The following is a 20,215-nucleotide window of genomic DNA, read 5'->3' as shown; positions in this document are numbered from 1 at the left end:
TTATACTTGTCCTCTCTCTTCAAAACATACCCCGCCTTCAAATACTTTAGCACCGCAGTTAGTACAAGCCATTCTACAGTTTGGTGTTACCTTTGCATTCATAGCACGGTCATACTCTCTCCATAAGAAGTCTTTCGTTACACCTGCATCAATAAAATCCCATGGAAGAATTTCTTCTTTTACCCGTTCCCTGCTTGTGTAGAACGCCATATCGATTTGATTATCTTCAAAAGCTTTCTCCCACAGCTCATATTTAAAATGTTCTGACCAGGAATCATAAAGACATCCGGCTTTATAAGCATCATAAATAACCTTGCTTATTCTCCTGTCTCCTCTTGCAAATACTCCCTCCAAAACACTAAGTTCTGCTTCATGCCAATTATATTTGATGCTCTTACGGTTTAATTGCTCATTGAATTTTGTTCTTAAGAAATGCTGTTTCTCAAGATATTCTTCTGCCGTATTCATTCTCGACCATTGAAATGGTGTAAATGGCTTAGGAACGAAGAAAGAAGTACTGGAAACGATGCTGACCTTTCCATTTCTTTGATCTTTCGGAATTGTATAATATTCTCTGGCAATCTTATCAGAAAGGACTGCAATCCCTTCAATATCTTCATTATTTTCACTTGGAAGTCCTAACATAAAATAAAGTTTTACACGATTCCAACCGCTGTTAAAGGCATCCATAGCACCTTTTAGTATGGATTCTTCTGTTAGACCTTTATTAATAACATCGCGAAGTCTTTGTGAGCCTGCCTCTGGTGCAAAAGTTAAGCTACTCTTTCTTACATCCTGAACTTTACTCATTACATCCAATGCAAAGGCGTCGATTCTTAAAGATGGCAGCGATATATTAACACCTTTGGAACTAAACTCATCAATTAAAAAATAAACCAGTTCCTGTAATGAAGAGTAATCGCTGGAACTTAATGAACTTAACGAAATTTCTTCATGGCCTGTATTTTTTAACATCTCATAAGCATATTCTTTTAAAAATTCAAGATTACGTTCACGAATAGGACGGTAAACCATACCTGCCTGACAAAAACGGCAGCCACGAATGCAGCCTCTTTGGATTTCAAGTACTACCCGGTCCTGTGTTGCTTTAATATAAGGAACTAATGGCTTCTTAGGATAATAAGTTTCATTCATGCTTATTTCTACCTGCTTTTTAATGGCATCTTTTCCATGAGCATTTTTCTTTGTAAATGATTTTATGGTTCTATCTGGGTTATATTCCACATCGTAGAAAGCTGGCACATAAACACCTTCAATCTCCGCTGCTTTCTCCAGAAATTCTTTTTTGGTGCCGCCTTTAAGCTTATTCTCTTTGTACAGATCCAAAATCTCATTATAAACAGTTTCCCCTTCTCCTATATAGAAGAAATCAAAAAAGTCCGCAATTGGTTCCGGATTATAAGTACAAGGACCACCACCTAGTACAATGGGATCATCTTCTGTTCTGTCCTTTGCATAGATGGGAATTTGGGATAATTCTAATACTTGTAAAATGTTGGTATAACACATTTCATATTGTACGGTAAAACCTAAAAAGTCAAAGTTCTTTATAGGTTCCTGAGATTCCAGTGCAAATAAAGGAATCTGTTTTTCCCTCATAATCTTGTCCAAATCAACCCAAGGGGAATATACTCTCTCACAATAAGTATCTTCCCGGCGGTTAAACATGTCATAAAGTATCTGAATTCCCAGATGTGACATACCGATTTCATACACATCCGGGAAGCACATACAAAAACGTATATCTATGTTATTCAAATCTTTTTTTACCATATTGATTTCATTACCTATATATCTGGCGGGTTTTTCTATGGTTAATAAGATTTCATCGTTTAGTGCTAATTTTCTCATTAAAGTACCATACCTTTCTTAATGTAGGAATTTATATAATCTTTGAAAAACACATTGATTAGCATAAATACATTATGCAATCAATGTGTTAGTAAATACTATTTCAATATCAATACCAAGGGAACTTGGTATTATCTCATTACGTTTTTATTATATCTTATCTTTTTAAAAAAGACAAATAGAATTCATCTCCAGCCGATTCATCTCCATCTGTAATAAGAAGGAGTATTCTTTTCCAATGTAACTTCTTATCCGTTTATAGGTAAAAAAACAGTGAAGCAGCTCCCTTTACCTGGTGCACTTTCAACTGTTATTTTACCATCGCAAAGCAGTAAAATCCGTTTTACCAACGAAAGCCCAAGTCCATTTCCCTCCGTGACCCTCGAGTCATCACCTTGATAGAATTTGTCAAAGATATGTTTTTTTACCTCCTCATCCATGCCAATGCCTTTGTCGGATATAGATATATATGCATAGTTTCCCTTGGTTCTGAGTATCACATGGATGGTAGCACCTTCCGGACTAAATTTGACAGCATTCTCCAGAAGGTTGATCCACACATGATTCATCATTTCTTCATTTGCGGTAATCTTCATGGTCTTAAGACTGATCTCCAAATTAAGACGTTTTTTTTCCAATTGAGGCTCTAAAAGAAGGATTGACTTACGGATCTGCTCATCTAAATAATAGGCAGACTTTTCAATAGGATTCTCCGTGTTTTCCAAATTAGATAAAAGCATGACATTACTGGACATCCTGGTCAGACGCTCAGTTTCTGCGATGATGATATCTAAGTATTCCTCCCGTTGCTGCTCTGTCAATGTGCTTTTCTTAAGACGTCTTACAAAGCCACTGATGGAGACGATTGGCGTTTTGAATTCATGTGAAACATTTCTTATAAAATCACTGTGGATTTTTTCAATGCCTGCAAGTTCTGTTGTCATCTCATTAAAGCTAATCGCCAAACGGTTTATCTCATTGGGTCCATTGACTGGTACCTTAATATTAAAATTTCCTTCTGCAACCTCCTTTGTGGCTGCCACCAAATCATGAAGAGGGCGCAAAAAATGGCTTCCTGCAAAGATTGCTAAAACAGTGCCTATGAACAGGCTGACCAGCAGCAAGAATATTAAGACCATAGGAAAACGTTTCTCCGTTAAAGGAGGTAGAATTCTCGCTTTTATAAAAAGATAAGCGATGCCATCCGATAATACAATACTGATAAGCAGGATGACAAATACAAAGAGGACAAGTAACAAGAGCGTAGTAAGCTTCCACTTTGCAACTTTCTTATTAACATTCTTTGTATCTTTCCATTTATCCATCATCATTCTTCACCGCCTTATATCCCAATCCTCTCACAGTCACAATGGTAAACTCCGGCCAGTTGCCAAAGCGTTCCCGCAGTCTGCCCACATGGACGCTTACAGTATGAGCATCCGTTTGAGAATCATATCCCCAGATTTCATCCATCAACTGCATCCTGGTGAAAATGGTATCCGGATAACTGAGCAACTTGTATAGAAGCATAAATTCCTTTTGAGGAAGTGTAAAGTGTTCCGATTCGCGACTTATGGTCAGCGAATCATAATTCAGTGTTACTTTCCCTATGACGATTTTCCGTTCATTCACAATTTTTGCCCGTCGTAAAAGTGCTTTGACCCGCAGGAGCATCTCTTCCTCATCAACAGGTTTTACCATATAATCATCTGCCCCAACAAGAAATCCTCTGCGCTTATCCTTAATTGTTTCTTTTGCTGTCATCATTAATACAGGAAAGTCAAATCCCGCATCCCGAAGCATCTCTGTCAGGTCATAGCCATCCACTTCCGGCATCATGATGTCTGTTATCATCAGATCAATATGCTGGTGGTCTAAAATACCCAGGGCTTCATGGGCATCTTGTGCCAGCACTGGAATGTAATTCTCATCTAGCAAAATATCCCCAAGCAGCTTTCTGGTGTGAAAGTCATCTTCCACAACAAGTATATTAAACATGGTGATCACTCCTTCATTTAAAAATTTATACATCTCAACTGTTCAGTTGAACTTTAGTTGATATTCCTATTATAACATATATATATCTATCGGGTAAAGAAACAGCCGCCGGTAAATAACACCCAATCATAACAACGGAAAGTGAGGATGTTTTTATGTTGACAACGTTGAAAAAGGTATTTAAATCAATGAAGTGGCTGATGCTCCTATCTGGCACCATGATTGTGATACTTGGTATTACCATGCTATTTACGCCACTTCAAAACTTAGTTACACTGGCTATTTTTATTAGTATTTCTATGTTGATATCGGGTTTCTCTGAAATTGTGTCTTTTTACAACGAAGAAAAAGTCCACCGTTCCGGCTGGTTGCTGGCAAGTGGAATTCTCACCACTTTATTTGCTGTTTGGGCATTGTTTGGCCACGGAACCAAAACGTTGGCCGCAATGTTTCCTTTTGTCTTTGCCGTATGGGTAATGTCCTCCGGCGTCATGCGTATTGTAGGATCCGTTTCCTTGAAGTCCGAAGGTTATGGTTTATGGTGCTGGATCATGGCATTTGGCGTTCTTGGAACCGCTTTCGGATTCCTGCTTTTGTTCTCGCCGGTTCTCTCGGAAATGATCATATCCTATTCAATAGGTTTCATGCTGATCTCATACGGAATTGATAACATCATTATCTTCTTTCGCTTAAAGAAAATCGGAGATTATATTAAAAATTCTTATGGTGAATTGCCATGAAAAAGACGGATGATACCTTAAGTAAACAGCATAGAAAGGATAAAGATCCCGTTGTCAGTAAAACTTTACGTGCTTTCGCCTATGTCTCTCAGATTGGAGTAACTATGGCGGCATCCGTATTGGTGGGGGTCTTGTCAGGTAAGTTTCTAGATAGTCTGTTTGGAACAAAACCATGGCTTCTGCTTATTTTTTCACTTTTAGGTGTGGGAGCGGCTTTCAAATCTTTATTCGATATATCCCAAAAGAAGTAATGGCAAACCAAAAATTTAGTATGGAGAGGAGTATTATGAAGCTGTCTGATTTAGCAAAGAAAATGATTGTTTCAATATCAATAATAGCTTTGATATGTATTTTGGGTTCGGTAATCTATTACCGTTCTCTGTATTTTCTTCCTTTTATGTGGGGAGTCTTCTTGGGCTCTTTCGTTAGTATTATTAAAGTCTTTCTTCTGGATCATGCAGTGGATAAAGCAGTAAAAATGGAACAAAAGCATGCCGGTAACTATATGAGTATCCAGCACATGTTAAGGCTTTTACTTTCCGGTATTGTGTTGGTCTTAGGTGCTCTTGTTCCGCAGATTAGTCTGTGGGGAGTGGCAGCCGGTATATTAGCTTTCCAGCTTGCTGCCTATAGCTTAAAATTCACTCCGAAAAGATGAGATTAATATTAAGAATAGGAGGTGATTAGTTTATGAACTTAGAAATAGATAATCTCTGGGTTATAAATATTGCAGGCGTTGAAATCTGGATAACAGAAACGATTTATAACACATGGATTATTATGTTGATCCTTATTGTGCTTGCAGTTATCATACGTTTCAAACTTAAAAACTTTAAAATTGTTCCGAAAGGTTTTCAAAGTTTAATAGAAGGAGCTATGGAAACATTCGATAACTTTGCAGACAACACTCTAGGGGAAGGATTTTCAGATATAGTGCCTTGGTTTTTTATGGTTTTTGTGTTTATTCTCTCTTCTTGTCTGTTCAGTGTATTTGGTCTTAGAGCACCAACAGCAGACTGGGCAACAACTTTTGCACTGGCCTTAGCCAGCTTTGTAATCATGATTTTCATGGGTTTTAAACATCAAAAAGGTAAATACTTAAAAACCTTCTTCGAGCCAAACTTTATATTTTTCCCACTGAATTTGATTGGGGAGTTAGCTAAGCCGGTTTCGCTGAGTTTCAGGCTCTTTGGTAACATGCTTTCCGGCACCATTATTCTGACCCTTTATTATGCACTGACGCCATTATTTGTTCAGATTGGTATTCCTGCATTGCTACATACATTTTTTGATGTAATATTTGGTGCTTTGCAAACTTATATATTTGTTATTATTAGCCTTATGTATATTAGAGGTGCAGCGGAGTAAATCACAGTAAATTCAATGTAAAAAGATTGGAGGAAATTATTATGCAAGATCCATTAGCATTTGTCATCGGTATAGCACACATCGCAGCTGCGTTAGCACTCCTTAACGGAGTGACCACCACATTCGGTCAGGCAAAAATTGCCGCCCAGGCCATCGAATCCATAGGCAGACAGCCTGAAGCTGCTGATTCCATTCGAAGTACAATGTTCGTCGGTTTAGCTATGGCCGAGACATCCGGTATTTATGGCCTTTTGATTGCCATCGTCATGCTATTTGCTAATCCACTGGTAGATATTTTACTTAATTATCTGGGTTAAGTGTGAAGGAAAAGCATCTTCACACTCGGAAGAACTCCAAAATGAAATCCATTGGAATTTCATTTTGAACTTCTTCATCTATTATTTGAGATGACGCAAAGCGGCATCATGTCGGGAAGTGAGAAGAAAAAACTTTCTACAAATGGAAGACTATTCTTCCATTCGGAAGAACTCCATCAAGAGAATTCCTATGGATTCTCTTGATAAAACTTCTTTATCTATTATTTAAGATTGGCAAAGCCACATCATGTTGGTAATAGTGAATTATAAGACAAGAGAAAGGAGGCCGTTAAAAATTGTATAACAAAATAATATTCTTAGCTGAATCTGTGCCCAAAGGCCGTGTTTTCGCTATAGATACACAGACTTTGATCAGTATAGGTATCCAATTACTAAATGGGATTATTCTGGCCGTTGCATTAGGTTTTATTCTGTATAAACCTCTGAAGAATTTTATGCAGAAGCGTACAGAAAGAATTCAAAGCCAGATTGATGATACCGATGCGAAAATGGCCGAAGCAAAGGAACTTATGGCTGAGTATAACAGAAAAATAGATGATATATCCAAAGAACGTATCGAGATCCTTGAAGATGCTCGTCTTAAGGCTGATAATGAGAGGAAAATAATTCTGGAAGAAGCAAGGCAAGAGGCAGATGAGATTAAAAAGCGCTCTTTAGAAAGTGTCCTGGCAGATGAGAAACATCTTCTGGAAGAAACACGTCTTACTATTATTGAGCTTGCCTCACTTATGGCCGAAAAGTATATTGCTCAAACTATTGACCAGGAGACCCAGAATAAGATCTTTAATGAAACATTAGCTCAAATGGAGGGTGCAAAATGGCAGGACTAAAAGAGCATTATGCTACAAAACTTTTGGAGCTTTCAGAAAAGGGCAATATCTTGGAAAAGGATTTAGAACAGGCAGTTTTGCTACGGGACACTCTTGGAGAACCTAAAGTGCAAGCTTTCCTTAGGGATCCACATATACTAGCTCCTGTGAAGCACCAGCTTTTCACCGATTCTTTCTCAGGAAATATTTCAGAGCATCTTATAAAATTTTTATATCTAATGATTCATGAGAATCAAGAATCATTGATTATACCTGTATTAACAGAATATATAGAACGGGCAAACAGGCGCCTGGGTAAAACAGAGGCAAAGGTTGTTGCAGCCTTTCCACTTACAAAGGAACAGACTGAATCCATTGGCAATGTATTAACAAAGAAGCTTGATATGCCAGTTGATATCAGTGTCACAGTTGATCCTGAATTAATAGGTGGATTCTATGTTTTGGTAGATGGTCATATTTTTGACGGTACAGTAAAATCTAGTTTTAATAATATGAAGAGAACGCTTAAAGAGAGGAAGTTATGAATGCAAATTAATACTGATGAAATCAGTAAGATGATAAAACAACAAATTGAGTCTTACTCATCCAGGCTGGATTTTTCTGAAGTCGGTGCAGTCATACAGGTCGGGGACGGTATTGCAAGAGTAACCGGTTTGAACAGCGCTATGAGCGGCGAACTTCTGGAATTTCCCAATGGAACTTTTGGTATGGCGCTGAATTTGGACGAAGACAGTATAGGTGTTGTCGTTATGGGTTCTGACGCAGATATCAAAGAAGGTGATCCCGTTAAATTGACGGGCAGGATGGCTGAAGTACCGGTGGGGGACGGTCTGCTGGGGCGTGTTGTCAATGCCCTTGGCGAACCCATTGACGACAAGGGTGCTATTAGGGCAGATGCTTACCGTAAAATAGAGAACCCTGCACCAAGTGTAATTATGCGTCGGGAAGTAAATCAGCCACTGCAGACAGGTATTAAAGCCATCGACGCACTAGTACCAATCGGAAAAGGTCAGAGAGAATTAATCATAGGTGACCGGGAGACAGGAAAGACCGCTATTGGTATTGATACAATTATTAATCAGAAAGGAAAAGATGTCTATTGTGTATACGTTGCAATCGGACAAAAGGTATCAACGGTTGCCCGTATTATCAAAGTTCTGAATCAGACCGGTGCTATGGATTACACCACGGTGGTTCTGGCCAGTGCTGCTGATTCTGCATCTTTGCAGTATATTTCTCCCTATGCAGGCTGTGCAATCGCTGAAGAATGGATGCTTAAGGGAAAGGATGTCCTAATCGTCTATGATGATCTGTCCAAGCATGCAACCGCTTACCGGGCCATTAGTCTGCTTCTTCGCCGTCCACCTGGACGTGAAGCCTATCCTGGCGATGTTTTTTACTTACACTCAAGATTATTAGAGCGTGCAGCATGCATGAGTGAAGACTCCGGTGGAGGTACCCTGACGGCTCTGCCAATTGTAGAGACCCAGGAAGGTGACATTTCCGCCTATATTCCCACGAATATTATATCTATCACAGATGGGCAGATTTATTTGGAAGCTGATCTGTTTAACAACGGCATTCGTCCGGCAATTAATCCGGGCTTGTCTGTTTCACGGGTGGGGGGATCCGCTCAGATTCCTGCAATCAAGGAAATGGCCGGTCCACTTCGAATCGAATTTGCTCAGTATAAGGAATTAGCTGCTTTCTCCCAGTTTGGCTCCGATCTTAATCGGGACACTCTGGATCGCCTGAATTATGGAGAGAGCATTATGGAAATTTTTAAACAGCCACAATATGCTCCCATGCCGGTTGAAGATCAAGTTCTGATTCTTTTCGCCTTAAGTAACAGGCATATGACAGATATAAACATCAGGCATATTCGTAAATTCCAGAAGGACTTCATTGATTATGTGGATAAACATGCAGCTTATATAAAAGAAGAAATCAGGAAAACCGGGAAGGTTTCGGAAAAACTTAAGGAAGATATTAATGCAGTAATCTCTGAGGTTAAAAAGTATGACTACAGTTAGGAGGTATTCATATGAGTTCCATGAGAGATATTAAACAAAGAATAACAAATATTAGTTCTGTAGAACAGATCATTAAGGCCATGGATATGGTTGCCTCCACAAAGCTGCTTAAAGCAAGAGCACAGTTGGATGGGGTACGCCCCATTTACCATGAACTAAAACGTATAACAGAGGAACTTGGCAATAACAGCAATGCAAAATCACACATTTTCTATAAAGAACATGAAGTTAGGAATTCTTTATATATCGTATTAACCAGCGACAGAGGGCTCTCCGGCAGCTATAACGCAAATATTATGGCAAAAGCTTTAGAGCATATGGAACAGGGGAAAAATGAGAAATTAATCGTTGTGGGTTCCAAAGGTAAGGAATATTTTAAAAAGAAAAATAAAAATATTATCCATGCAGTTACTGACGTTAATGACACACAGGTGTATTACAGCAGCGAAAAAGTTGCAAAATGGCTGATTGATGTCTATCTGTCCGGAGAGGTGGACGAAGTGTTTATTGCCTATACTCACTTTAAAACCGTCTTAAGCTCTGTGCCTATAGTGGAAAAACTGCTTCCTTTGGCTACAAATCCAGCAAAGGAAACAGACTATAGCAATAAGAACTATGAACCGGACATATGCACATTTATTGACAATGTGGTTCCGCTGTATTTGCATATGAACTTATTCCGGGCATATTCGGAATCCCACACCAGCGAGCAGGCAGCCCGGATGGTCAATATGGATGCAGCCGGAAAGAATGCTTCGGATCTTATTGAAGAGTTAAATCATATGTATAACCGAAAACGACAGGCAGATATCACACAAGAACTCAGCGAGATTGTAGGAAGTGTAAATGTTTTGAATAAAGGTGGTAGAAATGAAAGTTGAAAATAAAGGTAAAATTATTCAAATAGTAGGGGCAGTTATTGATGTTCGTTTTGATGGTCAAGTGCCTTCTTTATATAATGCAATAAAAGTGCCCTTCCACGAGGAAACGGTGGTTTTAGAGGTCTTGCAGCATCTCGGAAACCATACCGTACGGTGTATTTCCATGCATCCCACAGACGGACTGACCCGGGGTATGGAAGCCGTAGACACGGGAGCTCCGATCACTGTACCCGTAGGTGAAGAAGTTCTGGGCCGTATGTTAAATGTTCTGGGAGAACCCATAGATAACAAGCCGGCTATAGAAGTAAAAGAACGTGCACCCATTCACAGAGATCCACCTAGTCTTGCCCAGCAAAGTAGCAAACCGGAGATGCTAGAAACCGGCATCAAAGCTATTGATCTCCTCTGTCCTTTCTCCAAAGGCGGTAAGATAGGTTTGTTTGGCGGTGCCGGAGTAGGAAAAACTGTCCTTATCATGGAGCTTATTGACAGTATCGCCAAGGAACATGGTGGTTATTCTGTCTTCGTAGGTGTAGGTGAACGTACTCGTGAGGGCAATGATTTATATTACGATATGAAGAATTCCGGTGTTATCGATAAAACTGCATTGGTTTTCGGTCAAATGAATGAACCGCCGGGAGTCAGGATGAGAGTGGCTCTTTCAGGGCTGACTATGGCGGAGTATTTCCGTGATAAAATGCAGCAAAATGTCTTACTTTTCATTGATAATATTTTCCGTTTCGTACAAGCAGGTTCAGAAGTATCCGCTTTACTGGGACGTACACCAAGTGCCGTAGGATATCAACCGACTCTGGCCACGGAAATCGGTTCGCTACAGGAGCGCATCACATCCACCAAGTCCGGTTCCATCACCTCTGTACAGGCAATTTATGTTCCTGCAGATGATTTTACTGACCCGGCAACAGCTACCACATTTGCTCATCTGGATGCAGTAACGGTTTTGTCCAGATCCATTGTTGAACAAGGCATCTATCCTGCTGTTGACCCTCTGAACTCATCATCACGTATCTTGGATGCCAGTATCGTTGGCTCAGAACATTATCGTGTTGCAAGGGCTGTTCAGAGTATTCTGCAGCGTTATAAAGATCTTCAGGATATCGTTGCTATTCTTGGTATGGATGAACTTTCTGAAGATGAAAAACGAATTGTCAGCAGAGCCAGAAAGATTCAGCGTTTTTTTTCACAGCCTTTTTATGTAGCTGAAAAGTTCACTTCTATCCCCGGGCGACATGTTTCTGTAGATGAAACAATCCGTGGTTTTAAAGAAATCATAGAAGGAAACCATGATGATATACCGGAAGGCTATTTTCTCAATGTAGGAACTATTGATGAAGTCGTAGAAAAATATAAAAACACACAAACTTGATGCATTCTGAAAAGGCAAGGTGGTTAGTGTGAATTATTAAAATGTATAATTCACACCCTGATTTGTGGCAGTGCCACATCTGCAAGCAGATGCGGCATGCAATGGGAGCAGCAAGTTTGTACTGCCGCCAAATTGGTGGGTTTGAGGCAGAATGGAGGATTATTATGGCAGATCAACAGACCAATTTCCCAAATGAAAAAAAAATTAATCTTAAGATAACTACTCCCCGTGGAGTAAAATTCGTTGAAAAAGCTGATATGCTTATCATGCGTTGTGTTGATGGTGATCTGGGTGTCCTTCCGGGTCATGCACCGGTTTCAGCCGTACTTGGTGATGGTATTCTCCATATTTTTAATGATGGAGTTGAAAAACAACTTGCTGTATTCGGAGGTATCGCCCAGATAGAAAGCAAGAATGTGGATATTTTTAGCACCATTGCTCAGCATCCGGAAGAGATTGATCTTGAACGTGCCCGGGCAGATCGTGAGAAAGCCGAAGCGGCCATGCAGGAAGAAGCTGAAGAATTACAGATCCAAAATACACAGGTTTTGTTACGCCGTTCTTTGGTTCGTATTGAAGTCAGCTCACATCTGGAAGAAGCTGATTATTACGATGACGGTGGCAATGAAGATGAAGATAACTGATATAAAAAAGATGGGCATGATAAAACAGGCACCTGTTCCTAGCGTTTGTTTTACCATACCCATCAACACATCAGTGGTTCTCTCCTACTAAAGGATTTATTATATCTTTTGCCTGTATTCCTTTCATCTTTCCTTATTAGTTTTATTTTCATTATTTTCGTTATTTTCGTTATTTTTTCTATTTTCTTTACTTTCCTCATCTTCATTTACTTTCTCTTTATCAAATAGAGATACGAAAAAGTTTTCAGCTTCTTCCATTCCCTGATTGGAGGATACCAATTCTTTAATTGAGTTACTACTAATCCCTTTAAATTCAATTTTTAACTTATCAATAATAAATACTGTAAGAAACAGCATGAATGCACAAATAGCTCTAATTATAAATATCCTCATAGTACTATTGGGAATATCAAATTCTCCCTGGGAAAAGTTATAGTAATCCGAAGTATCTTTCTTTTTTAAAAAATTATATCTTATATCTTTATTATCATCCTTCATTTTACTATTGTTCTTACTGTTCAAACCTGGAGCATTTAAATTCCTGGTACAGCTTTCTCTTGCGAGTTTTATGTATTCTGCTCTTGATGGCATTGAAAAATCTTCCTGATGATCCATTACTCTCCTCCTATTCCTTTCTATACCGGTTACCAGCCACATATGAAATTAAAATATTTCAAAATATCTCATATTTTAATTTTATACTATTATATTCATTACTTGTTCAAGAATATTCGCTTCATTTAGGAATGACATTGAAAAATAAATTATTTTCATTTATAATGAAAATAATTTATTGAAGGAGGAAATAAAATGTCGACGAATGTTTATGATATTTTACAAGAACGTGGATTTATAGAACAGACAACCCATGAAGAAATCAGAGATTTATTAGGGAAGGAAAAAGTAACTTTTTATATAGGATTTGATGCAACAGCAGATAGTTTAACAGCAGGACATTTTTTAACCGTTATGGCTATGATGCATATGCAAAAAGCAGGACACAGACCTATCGCATTACTTGGCGGCGGTACTACTATGATCGGTGATCCATCCGGAAAATCTGACATGAGGAATATTATGACCAAAGAAACCATACAGCATAATGCAGATTGCTTCTACAAACAATTATCCAGATTCATTAATTTTGATAATGACAATGCGATTATTGCAAATAATGCTGACTGGCTGCTGAGTTTAAACTATGTTGATTTCTTAAGGGAAGTTGGAGTTCATTTCTCAGTAAATAAAATGTTAACCGCAGAATGTTATAAGCAAAGAATGGAGAAAGGTTTAACCTTCTTTGAATTTAACTATATGCTTATGCAGTCTTATGACTTCTTAAAATTAAATCAATTATATGGCTGCTCCTTACAATTAGGTGGTAATGACCAATGGTCTAATATTCTTGGCGGCGTTGATTTAATTCGTAGAAAAGAACAAAAACCGGCTTATGGTTTGACTTTTAAACTTCTTACTACCAGCGAAGGCATTAAGATGGGTAAAACCATGAAAGGTGCTGTATGGCTAGATCCTAATAAAACATCACCTTATGAATTCTATCAATACTGGAGAAATATTGAAGATGTTAAAGTTGAAGAATGCCTAGGGTTGCTAACTTTCTTACCTATGGATGAAGTAAGAAGACTTGGTGCTTTAAAAGATGCCGAAATCAATCACGCAAAAGAAGTGCTTGCTTACGAAATCACTAAGATCGTACACGGTGAAGAAGAAGCAAAGAAAGCACAAGATGCAGCCAGAGCATTATTTGGCGGTAATATGATTTCTGATGATATTCCTACCACTGCTTATTCCCCGGAACAATTTAATGCAGGAATTGATTTAATAACTTTATTAGTAGACGCTAAGATGGCAACTTCACGCTCTGATGCTAGGAGAAATATTCAACAAGGCGGGGTTACTGTAAATGATGTTAAAGTAACTGAATTTGACAAAGCCTTTACACCTAAGGATTTTGATTCCGAAGGACGTTTACTTGTAAAAAAGGGTAAAAAAGCTTATCACTGTTTTAAAGTTAGTGAATAACTTATAGTATAAACTGATAGGGGTGAGGATAATGCCAAAATGTCCAAAATGCAACATGCTATTTACTGTTGATGAAACACTTTGCAGCAATTGTGAAACAGAATTAATTGAATTTGATTCTTCTGCATTAGTTGTCTTTAAAGAAGTGGATAAAAAACCGCAAGCCCATAAGTTTGTGAAATTTCTTCATTATTCTAATATTGCTTCTGCAGTATATGAATATAATGAAGAATGTGAAACATGGAGTATTCTAGTTAAAGAATCAGATTTAAAGCAAACCAAAAAACTTTACGAGGCTTTTTATACTGTTGAGGCGGAGAATGCTTTAAATCATAGTAAACAGGCGGTGGCTATTCAAAGCACCGACTCCATGGAACATGATACAAAGGTGAATGATTCCCCAGAGAATGTAACTACAGAAAATAATTCTGTGGATGGTGACATTAGGGAAAGCAGCTCTGTAGAAAACGATTCACTAGAAAATGATTCTGTAGAAAGCAGTTCTGCGGAGAACAATTCTTCAGAATATGATTCTGCCGAAACAAGTTCTGATGAAAATTCTTCAGAAAACCATTCTGTAGAAAGCAGTTCTGTGGAAACTTCAGCCAATGATTCTGTGGAATGCAGTTCTGCGGAAAACGATTCTTCAGAATATGATTCTGCCGAAGCAAGTTCTGTGGAAAATTCTTTAGAAAACAATTCTGTAGAAAGCAGTTCTGTGGAAAACGATTCTTCAGAATATGATTCTGCCGAAACAAGTTCTGTGGAAAGCAGTTCTGTTGAAAACGATTCTTCAGAAAATGATTCTATAGAAAGCAGTTCTGTGGAAAGCGATTCTGTAGAAAATGATTCTGTAGAAAATGATTCTATAGAAAATGATTCTGTAGAAAATGATTCTGTAGAAAATGATTCTGTAGAAAATGATTCTGCAAAAAATGATTCTGTAGAAAATGATTCTGTAGAAAATGATTCTGTAGAAAATGATTCTGTAGAAAATGATTCTGTAGAAAATTCCGTAGAAAATTCCGTAGAAAACAATTCTACGGAAACAGATTCCGAAGAATATCCTCCTAAAGAAAAGGATTCTCCAGAGAAAGAAACTTTGGAGCATGATGTTCTCTTAGATACAGATGAGGCTTCTGAATTGAATGAAAGGGAAAACAATAGAACACATAATGAAGAATATCCCGAAAATAGCAATACCGAACATTCCCCCATTTATGATCCGGAAGATGCTGAAATTACTACCCCTGAGGAAGAAAATCACTTAAGGGAAGATTTCAACATATCTGATATGGAGAAAGAGGAAGAATACTTATTTGATCAAGAAGAAATACAGGACTTTTATGATGAAGATCCGAGAAGACCTGAAAAAACACAGACCTATATAAAAAAGGAAGAACAATATAAGGACCTAATCTCTTCCGCTTTCAGTTTTTTAGTTATCTCTATTTTAGGCATTCTCATACTTGTGATTAATGCTATAGGATTTATAAGTATATTTAATGGTACTATGACTTATATTGTTATGGGTGGTTTATTCTTAATCTTTTTATATATAGGGATTACTACTTTAATAAAGTCTAATAAAGTGAAAGGCCAAATAAGTGAAGAAAATCAGGTAACTGATGCAATCAATTTATGGCTATCTCAGAATATAACAAAAGAAAGTTTAAATGAGCTGGTGAATCCAAAGGATACGGAAGAAATCCAATTCATGCAAAAAATAGAAAAAATGAAGGAACTCGTCATAAAACAATTTGGTGAGTTGGATGATTTATATTTAGATCGCATTACTGAGGAATATTATAATAACCATTTTGATGAATAGTTTATAAATCATAAAAATGGTGAAAGTGTTTTAATTTCATACTAAGCATTAAAGGCGAAGATTCTCTTACAACACCATACGAGGTTCTTCGCCTTTTAATTGTATCTCGATACAATTAAACCACAGCTATGCCAATGTGTCCCCAATGACATGGAATAACAAAAGAACACCTTTCTGTATATAGTGTTCAAACATCTAGATATAACAGAAAGATGGTCTTTTATTATAACCTTTTATTTAATTTAAAAACGGCGTCTTCTGTCAAATAATTGTCTTAAAAATAAAAGTCTGATAATATCTCTTATATTAAAGTCACGAAAACGGCGACGGCGGCGGAATCTGAAGTCCCGATCCCTACCCATAAAGCCATCGAAGGGTATTTGTTGAGGTATGACTTCATCTATATTGTATCCAAAATAATTCTCCTGCTCATAATTATTTACAATATTATCAACCATATTGTCCCAAGCACTAAGAGACTCCTCTCCGGTCATATTGTTTTCTGCTATATAATATCTGATATCTTGATCTAACATTGCATATAATTCAGGATAATTAGCAGCAAATTCAGTTAGTTCCATATAATTACTCCATATTTTTATTTTAGTCTTTCAATATCTATTATATGAAAAAATTATAATAGAGTTCAGATTCTATGTTTTTGGAACTATTCAGAACACCTAATAAAAAATGAAGTCTGTTCCCTATGCTCGCAAGTGCGAAAAAGATAAATGTGAAAGGGGTACATAAGTAAGGAGATACATTACTAATATACACCAAAATAAATTAAACATAATACAAAATTATTTAGATATTCAATTAAAGAAGCAGGAATCTCCGTTAAAACAGGGCTTTCAGGGAAAAATCAATGTTTTTATATACTCTTGTGCAATAATACCATGTCCAAGATGACTAGGGTGAACACCGTCCGCAGCCAGCTGTCCACAAGAATACTGTTCTACTTCTACTTTTGCAAATATCCCATCTAAAGGTACATAGTAATCTGCATATTCTTTTGCAAGTTTTCTAACAACCTGAATTTTAGGATCTAAATCTTCTCTCCATAGCCCTCTATCAGGAAGAGAGTTAAGAACAAAGGGTTCTATAATCATAATCTTACATGCAGGCAGATCTGTTTTTATGAGATTTAAAAGCTTTCTATAAGTTTCTTCAAATTCTTCCGGCGTAGTCGGATCATTGGAATCATATTTACGCCATGTATCATTAATTCCTATTAAAATCGAAATAAAATCAGGATGAATCTCTTTTATGTCTTTTTCATATCGATTTAGAACATCCTTTACTCGATTACCGGAAATCCCTTTATTAATAAAAGTTACTTCATTATCAGGGAAGTATAGATTATAAGTCTTTGCAATAATTCCCGGGTATCCATAAGATAAAGATGTAATATCCTCTCTATCCCTTCCGCAATCGGTTACACTATCTCCTTGAAATAATACAACTTGTCCTTTGTTAAAAAATTCTTTCATATTTCCTCCAATGTATCATTTGATGTCTGATTAATATTTATTTCAAATCCTTATTCCATCTGCCATAACCCCAAAATTGTCATATCTAAAGTATACTATAAGTATTTCAATATAGCCATCAAAATTTAGAAAATCTGGTCAAACATATTTATAATATTCATATTTAAAAAAGTCTTGGAACATATATATTCCAAGACTTTTTTATTAATACTTCTGTAAAAAATTTGTTTATACTTGTTCAATCTGACTGGAATGCTTTTTAAAGAAATCCACCTTAGGTTCCAAAAATTTAAGCTTATGCCCCTCAAAGTCATCTATAATATCGTACAAAGCAGTAAAGATATAATCCCAATTCCAAATTCTTTCATCTACATTCAGATATTCTCTTACCATCTCGCATCCATTAGGGGCGATTGGATGGAACAAAGCGGCTGCAACTTTTACAACATAAAAGGAATCCAATAATACTTGCTTTCTAAGTTCTTCGTTGTCAGTTGTTTCAGCCGTTCTCATATTATTAACCCAATATTTATTCATATTGCGGATATAGGTATCCAGTACATAAGTCACGCTGTGAAACTCATGATTGTACATATGCTTTTCGTAGATTAAAACCGCTTCCTTGGATTCTTCCAGAATATTTTCGCTGATTGTACCCGTAGGAATCTTAGAGTCATAATAACTTTGAGCGGTATAAAAACAGGATCTGATTAATCTATTGAATACATTTGTTAACAGATTTCCCTCTTTTAATACCATATCTGCTCCCTTTCTTTCCTCTTCCTGCATATATACCTGTGGCTGGAAGCTGACACTTTTGGTTGATAAACCAAGACTTAAAAAGTGCATTCTTAATTGTTCAGAGGTATAATACTCCAACAAATCCTTTGCCATAGGCGGTTTTACATTACTGCTGCTGCTTGCCTTCTTATCCATAAACAGAATATGTCTGTTTGCAATGATGTGAGGAAGTGGTATGTCCCTCATATCAGGAACTTGTTCTTTGGTATATTCGAGAGCTGTAAATAAAGCCATCTCTGCAATTCCATAAAAATAAATATTATCTTCACCAATAAACTGGTATACCACAGAATCATTCGAATTCCACCATTTGCTCCATTCACTGCTGTCTTTTCCACTCTCCTTTAGATAAGCTCTTGTAAATGATATAGGCGCCCAAAGGGATTCCGGCCAAACCCAAAAGGTCAGATCTTTTAAGTCTTCTTTTTCAGGAACTTTTACACCCCAAGAAATGTTACCGGAAAGCCGGAATGGAACTAAGGTTTTCCCTGTTCGATAACGGATTCCTTTCTGTGTAAAAGTCTCTCTTGCAATATCTCTGTCTTTTAACGTTTCAAAAACAAAGGTTACGGAGGCCTTCTTTTCTTCCGATAGTATACTGTGTTTTGGAAGTGACTCTCTTAAATCTTCCATTTCTCTCTCATCCCCCAACAATTCTTTCTTCACATAAATATAAGGGGGCTTTAGAAATTCTTCAATAGTATTTATAATATACTTACGAGTGTTGGAGTGGGCTTTCAGATAATCCATCCTTTTCTTTAGCATATCCACACAATCATCTAAGTCAAAATACCAATTTACAACATCCTTTAATTCAGGTGTCTTACCGGATAAGGTACTTTTTGGACCAATTAACTCACTTGGCATATACTGATGCCCTAAAGAACACTCATCTGCATAGCCTTTATCAGAATTACAGCCGTCTATGGGACATCTGCCCTCTACCTGTCTGCCATTTAAAAATACATGAAAATCAGGATCGTAAAACTGTGGATTGGACATCTTGGTTAGATATCCATTTTCATAAAGCTTATCAAAGACCTCATTAGATACTTCCCTGTGTACCTTTCCACCTTCATCCAGTGCAGAAGCACCATAAAGATTCAGACTGATATCATAACCATCCAAGGTTTCTTTTTGCAAATCATGGTTCATACGGACATAATCTTCAATAGACCCGTTAAATTCACCACTTTCTGTAAGTTTACGGTAGCTTTCCAGTATGGGAGAACCATAACAATCGGTTCCTGATATAAAGATTACATTCTCCTTTCCAATTCTGTCACGCAAAAACCTTGCAAATGTATCTGCATGTATGAAAACACCGCCAATATGTCCAAAATGAAGTTCTTTATTACCATAAGGCATACCTGCTGTAACCACTGCTCTTTTAGGGAATTCCGGTCTTATATAGCTATTAAAAACTTTACTATCTTTTTTCATATTTTCACTAACCTTTCTTCAAAATTACTAATTAAATATAACCAAAAGCATGGTATTTGAACGTATTCAACTTAGTTAAATTCGTTCTGAATATCTTTTTCAAACAATTCGCAATTAACATCATTTTATGATTAGAGTCTCAAAGCCATTATGAAATCTTTAATATTGTGCTACCAAATCTCTAATTGTGTCATTTTTCTCATTCGAGAAGTTTTGAACCTTTGAAAACTCAAATCATTTTTAGAAAAATTGAAGTTTAAAAGTATAAAAAAAACACCTCCTACAAATTGAATTGTAGGGGCGAATTCGTTCGCGGTACCACCCTATTTTATTAATATGTCACCATATTAACCTTACAGAGTACTATTCATACTCCTGTTCTGTAACGTGAACTTACGTCATAGCATCACTTTATAAAAAGATCCGTATGCAGCTCCGAGGCTTGTTTCATCATAAATCCGCTGCTCCTTCTCATCAACCGGAGTTCTCTGTAAGCTTCATATATGATTACTC

Annotated in this window: 20 protein-coding genes and 1 other annotated feature (1 of these 21 running past the window's edge); of the genes, 13 read left to right on the top strand and 7 right to left on the bottom strand. The window is 37.1% G+C overall.

Annotated elements, in window-relative coordinates; genetic code table 11:
- The 3 genes from BM183_RS00715 to BM183_RS00705 form a co-directional block, all read right to left on the bottom strand.
- Nucleotides 1-1,872 (bottom strand): TIGR03960 family B12-binding radical SAM protein, encoded by a 1,872-nt coding sequence (locus tag BM183_RS00715; protein WP_091683587.1) that lies wholly within the window; start codon nt 1,870-1,872, stop codon nt 1-3.
- A gap of 248 nt (nt 1,873-2,120) precedes the next feature.
- The gene (locus tag BM183_RS00710; RefSeq protein WP_091683585.1) at nt 2,121-3,203 is read right to left on the bottom strand and encodes a HAMP domain-containing sensor histidine kinase; all 1,083 of its coding nucleotides are present in this window, start codon (nt 3,201-3,203) and stop codon (nt 2,121-2,123) included.
- The gene (locus BM183_RS00705) at nt 3,190-3,870 is read right to left on the bottom strand and encodes a response regulator transcription factor (RefSeq protein ID WP_091683583.1); all 681 of its coding nucleotides are present in this window, start codon (nt 3,868-3,870) and stop codon (nt 3,190-3,192) included. Before BM183_RS00705 ends, BM183_RS00710 begins: the two co-directional genes overlap by 14 nt.
- 155 nt (nt 3,871-4,025) lie before the next feature.
- Here BM183_RS00705 and BM183_RS00700 point away from each other — a divergent pair, with 155 nt between their 5' ends.
- From BM183_RS00700 to atpC, 11 genes are all read left to right on the top strand, one after another.
- A complete protein-coding gene (locus BM183_RS00700) occupies nt 4,026-4,610 on the top strand; it encodes an HdeD family acid-resistance protein (RefSeq protein ID WP_091683581.1) in 585 nt (194 codons plus the stop codon).
- A complete protein-coding gene (locus tag BM183_RS00695; RefSeq protein WP_091683579.1) occupies nt 4,607-4,861 on the top strand; it encodes an AtpZ/AtpI family protein in 255 nt (84 codons plus the stop codon). The genes BM183_RS00700 and BM183_RS00695 overlap by 4 nt, the downstream gene beginning before the upstream one ends.
- 35 nt (nt 4,862-4,896) lie before the next feature.
- A complete protein-coding gene (locus tag BM183_RS00690) occupies nt 4,897-5,268 on the top strand; it encodes an ATP synthase subunit I (RefSeq protein ID WP_170847842.1) in 372 nt (123 codons plus the stop codon).
- Between the two features lie 32 nt (nt 5,269-5,300).
- Nucleotides 5,301-5,978: a F0F1 ATP synthase subunit A gene (locus BM183_RS00685; RefSeq protein ID WP_091683574.1), complete on the top strand. Its 678-nt coding sequence runs from the start codon at nt 5,301-5,303 to the stop codon at nt 5,976-5,978.
- A gap of 41 nt (nt 5,979-6,019) precedes the next feature.
- Nucleotides 6,020-6,295, top strand: coding sequence for an ATP synthase F0 subunit C (gene atpE / locus BM183_RS00680; RefSeq protein ID WP_091683572.1), 276 nt, complete (start codon nt 6,020-6,022; stop codon nt 6,293-6,295).
- Nucleotides 6,296-6,591: 296 nt separating this feature from the next.
- Entirely contained in the window at nt 6,592-7,146 is a 555-nt protein-coding gene (locus BM183_RS00675; RefSeq protein ID WP_091683570.1) for a F0F1 ATP synthase subunit B family protein, read from the top strand.
- Nucleotides 7,134-7,670: an ATP synthase F1 subunit delta gene (gene atpH, locus BM183_RS00670; RefSeq protein WP_091683568.1), complete on the top strand. Its 537-nt coding sequence runs from the start codon at nt 7,134-7,136 to the stop codon at nt 7,668-7,670. The genes BM183_RS00675 and atpH overlap by 13 nt, the downstream gene beginning before the upstream one ends.
- On the top strand, nt 7,671-9,179 hold the full coding sequence (atpA, locus tag BM183_RS00665) for a F0F1 ATP synthase subunit alpha (RefSeq protein ID WP_091683566.1): 1,509 nt from the start codon (nt 7,671-7,673) through the stop codon (nt 9,177-9,179).
- Between the two features lie 11 nt (nt 9,180-9,190).
- Nucleotides 9,191-10,060, top strand: a complete 870-nt coding sequence (gene atpG, locus BM183_RS00660) for an ATP synthase F1 subunit gamma (protein ID WP_091683564.1) — start codon at nt 9,191-9,193, stop codon at nt 10,058-10,060.
- A complete protein-coding gene (gene atpD, locus BM183_RS00655) occupies nt 10,050-11,447 on the top strand; it encodes a F0F1 ATP synthase subunit beta (protein WP_091683562.1) in 1,398 nt (465 codons plus the stop codon). The genes atpG and atpD overlap by 11 nt, the downstream gene beginning before the upstream one ends.
- 164 nt (nt 11,448-11,611) lie before the next feature.
- Nucleotides 11,612-12,091: an ATP synthase F1 subunit epsilon gene (gene atpC, locus BM183_RS00650; protein ID WP_170847841.1), complete on the top strand. Its 480-nt coding sequence runs from the start codon at nt 11,612-11,614 to the stop codon at nt 12,089-12,091.
- Between the two features lie 123 nt (nt 12,092-12,214).
- Here the strand turns inward: atpC and BM183_RS00645 are convergent, their stop codons facing one another.
- A complete protein-coding gene (locus BM183_RS00645) occupies nt 12,215-12,706 on the bottom strand; it encodes a hypothetical protein (protein ID WP_091683558.1) in 492 nt (163 codons plus the stop codon).
- A 195-nt stretch (nt 12,707-12,901) separates the two neighbouring features.
- Between BM183_RS00645 and tyrS the strand changes: the two genes are divergently transcribed.
- Nucleotides 12,902-14,134, top strand: a complete 1,233-nt coding sequence (gene tyrS / locus BM183_RS00640; protein ID WP_091683556.1) for a tyrosine--tRNA ligase — start codon at nt 12,902-12,904, stop codon at nt 14,132-14,134.
- Between the two features lie 31 nt (nt 14,135-14,165).
- Entirely contained in the window at nt 14,166-15,965 is a 1,800-nt protein-coding gene (locus tag BM183_RS00635) for an O-antigen polymerase (RefSeq protein ID WP_091683554.1), read from the top strand.
- A gap of 242 nt (nt 15,966-16,207) precedes the next feature.
- Here BM183_RS00635 and BM183_RS00630 read toward each other — a convergent pair whose 3' ends face one another.
- From BM183_RS00630 to BM183_RS00620, 3 genes are all read right to left on the bottom strand, one after another.
- Nucleotides 16,208-16,546: a hypothetical protein gene (locus BM183_RS00630; RefSeq protein WP_091683552.1), complete on the bottom strand. Its 339-nt coding sequence runs from the start codon at nt 16,544-16,546 to the stop codon at nt 16,208-16,210.
- A gap of 273 nt (nt 16,547-16,819) precedes the next feature.
- Nucleotides 16,820-17,458 carry an SGNH/GDSL hydrolase family protein gene (locus BM183_RS00625; protein WP_091683550.1) on the bottom strand — a complete coding sequence of 213 codons (639 nt, stop codon included), beginning with the start codon at nt 17,456-17,458 and terminating at the stop codon, nt 16,820-16,822.
- Nucleotides 17,459-17,686: 228 nt separating this feature from the next.
- Nucleotides 17,687-19,702, bottom strand: coding sequence for a methionine--tRNA ligase (locus BM183_RS00620; protein WP_091683548.1), 2,016 nt, complete (start codon nt 19,700-19,702; stop codon nt 17,687-17,689).
- Nucleotides 19,703-19,995: 293 nt separating this feature from the next.
- Nucleotides 19,996-20,215 (bottom strand) — a binding site (T-box leader); it runs 19 nt beyond the window's last position.

Origin of the sequence: Anaerocolumna aminovalerica (genome assembly GCF_900115365.1) — a bacterium.
Taxonomy (GTDB): Bacteria; Bacillota; Clostridia; order Lachnospirales; family Lachnospiraceae; genus Anaerocolumna; species Anaerocolumna aminovalerica.
The sequence above is the reverse complement of the archived record's forward strand: the minus strand, read 5'-3'. Positions and strand labels throughout refer to the sequence as shown.

Excerpts from the sequence above, each read along its gene's own strand:
- tyrS (WP_091683556.1), top strand. The coding sequence starts at position 12,902 with ATGTCGACGAATGTTTATGATATTTTACAAGAACGTGGATTTATAGAA.
- BM183_RS00715 (WP_091683587.1), bottom strand. The coding sequence starts at position 1,872 with ATGAGAAAATTAGCACTAAACGATGAAATCTTATTAACCATAGAAAAA.
- BM183_RS00705 (WP_091683583.1), bottom strand. The coding sequence starts at position 3,870 with ATGTTTAATATACTTGTTGTGGAAGATGACTTTCACACCAGAAAGCTG.
- atpA (WP_091683566.1), top strand. The coding sequence starts at position 7,671 with ATGCAAATTAATACTGATGAAATCAGTAAGATGATAAAACAACAAATT.
- atpH (WP_091683568.1), top strand. The coding sequence starts at position 7,134 with ATGGCAGGACTAAAAGAGCATTATGCTACAAAACTTTTGGAGCTTTCA.
- atpD (WP_091683562.1), top strand. The coding sequence starts at position 10,050 with ATGAAAGTTGAAAATAAAGGTAAAATTATTCAAATAGTAGGGGCAGTT.
- BM183_RS00625 (WP_091683550.1), bottom strand. The coding sequence starts at position 17,458 with ATGAAAGAATTTTTTAACAAAGGACAAGTTGTATTATTTCAAGGAGAT.
- BM183_RS00630 (WP_091683552.1), bottom strand. The coding sequence starts at position 16,546 with ATGGAACTAACTGAATTTGCTGCTAATTATCCTGAATTATATGCAATG.
- BM183_RS00710 (WP_091683585.1), bottom strand. The coding sequence starts at position 3,203 with ATGATGATGGATAAATGGAAAGATACAAAGAATGTTAATAAGAAAGTT.
- BM183_RS00685 (WP_091683574.1), top strand. The coding sequence starts at position 5,301 with ATGAACTTAGAAATAGATAATCTCTGGGTTATAAATATTGCAGGCGTT.
- atpG (WP_091683564.1), top strand. The coding sequence starts at position 9,191 with ATGAGTTCCATGAGAGATATTAAACAAAGAATAACAAATATTAGTTCT.
- BM183_RS00645 (WP_091683558.1), bottom strand. The coding sequence starts at position 12,706 with ATGGATCATCAGGAAGATTTTTCAATGCCATCAAGAGCAGAATACATA.
- BM183_RS00700 (WP_091683581.1), top strand. The coding sequence starts at position 4,026 with ATGTTGACAACGTTGAAAAAGGTATTTAAATCAATGAAGTGGCTGATG.
- atpC (WP_170847841.1), top strand. The coding sequence starts at position 11,612 with ATGGCAGATCAACAGACCAATTTCCCAAATGAAAAAAAAATTAATCTT.
- BM183_RS00695 (WP_091683579.1), top strand. The coding sequence starts at position 4,607 with ATGAAAAAGACGGATGATACCTTAAGTAAACAGCATAGAAAGGATAAA.
- atpE (WP_091683572.1), top strand. The coding sequence starts at position 6,020 with ATGCAAGATCCATTAGCATTTGTCATCGGTATAGCACACATCGCAGCT.
- BM183_RS00690 (WP_170847842.1), top strand. The coding sequence starts at position 4,897 with ATGAAGCTGTCTGATTTAGCAAAGAAAATGATTGTTTCAATATCAATA.
- BM183_RS00635 (WP_091683554.1), top strand. The coding sequence starts at position 14,166 with ATGCCAAAATGTCCAAAATGCAACATGCTATTTACTGTTGATGAAACA.
- BM183_RS00620 (WP_091683548.1), bottom strand. The coding sequence starts at position 19,702 with ATGAAAAAAGATAGTAAAGTTTTTAATAGCTATATAAGACCGGAATTC.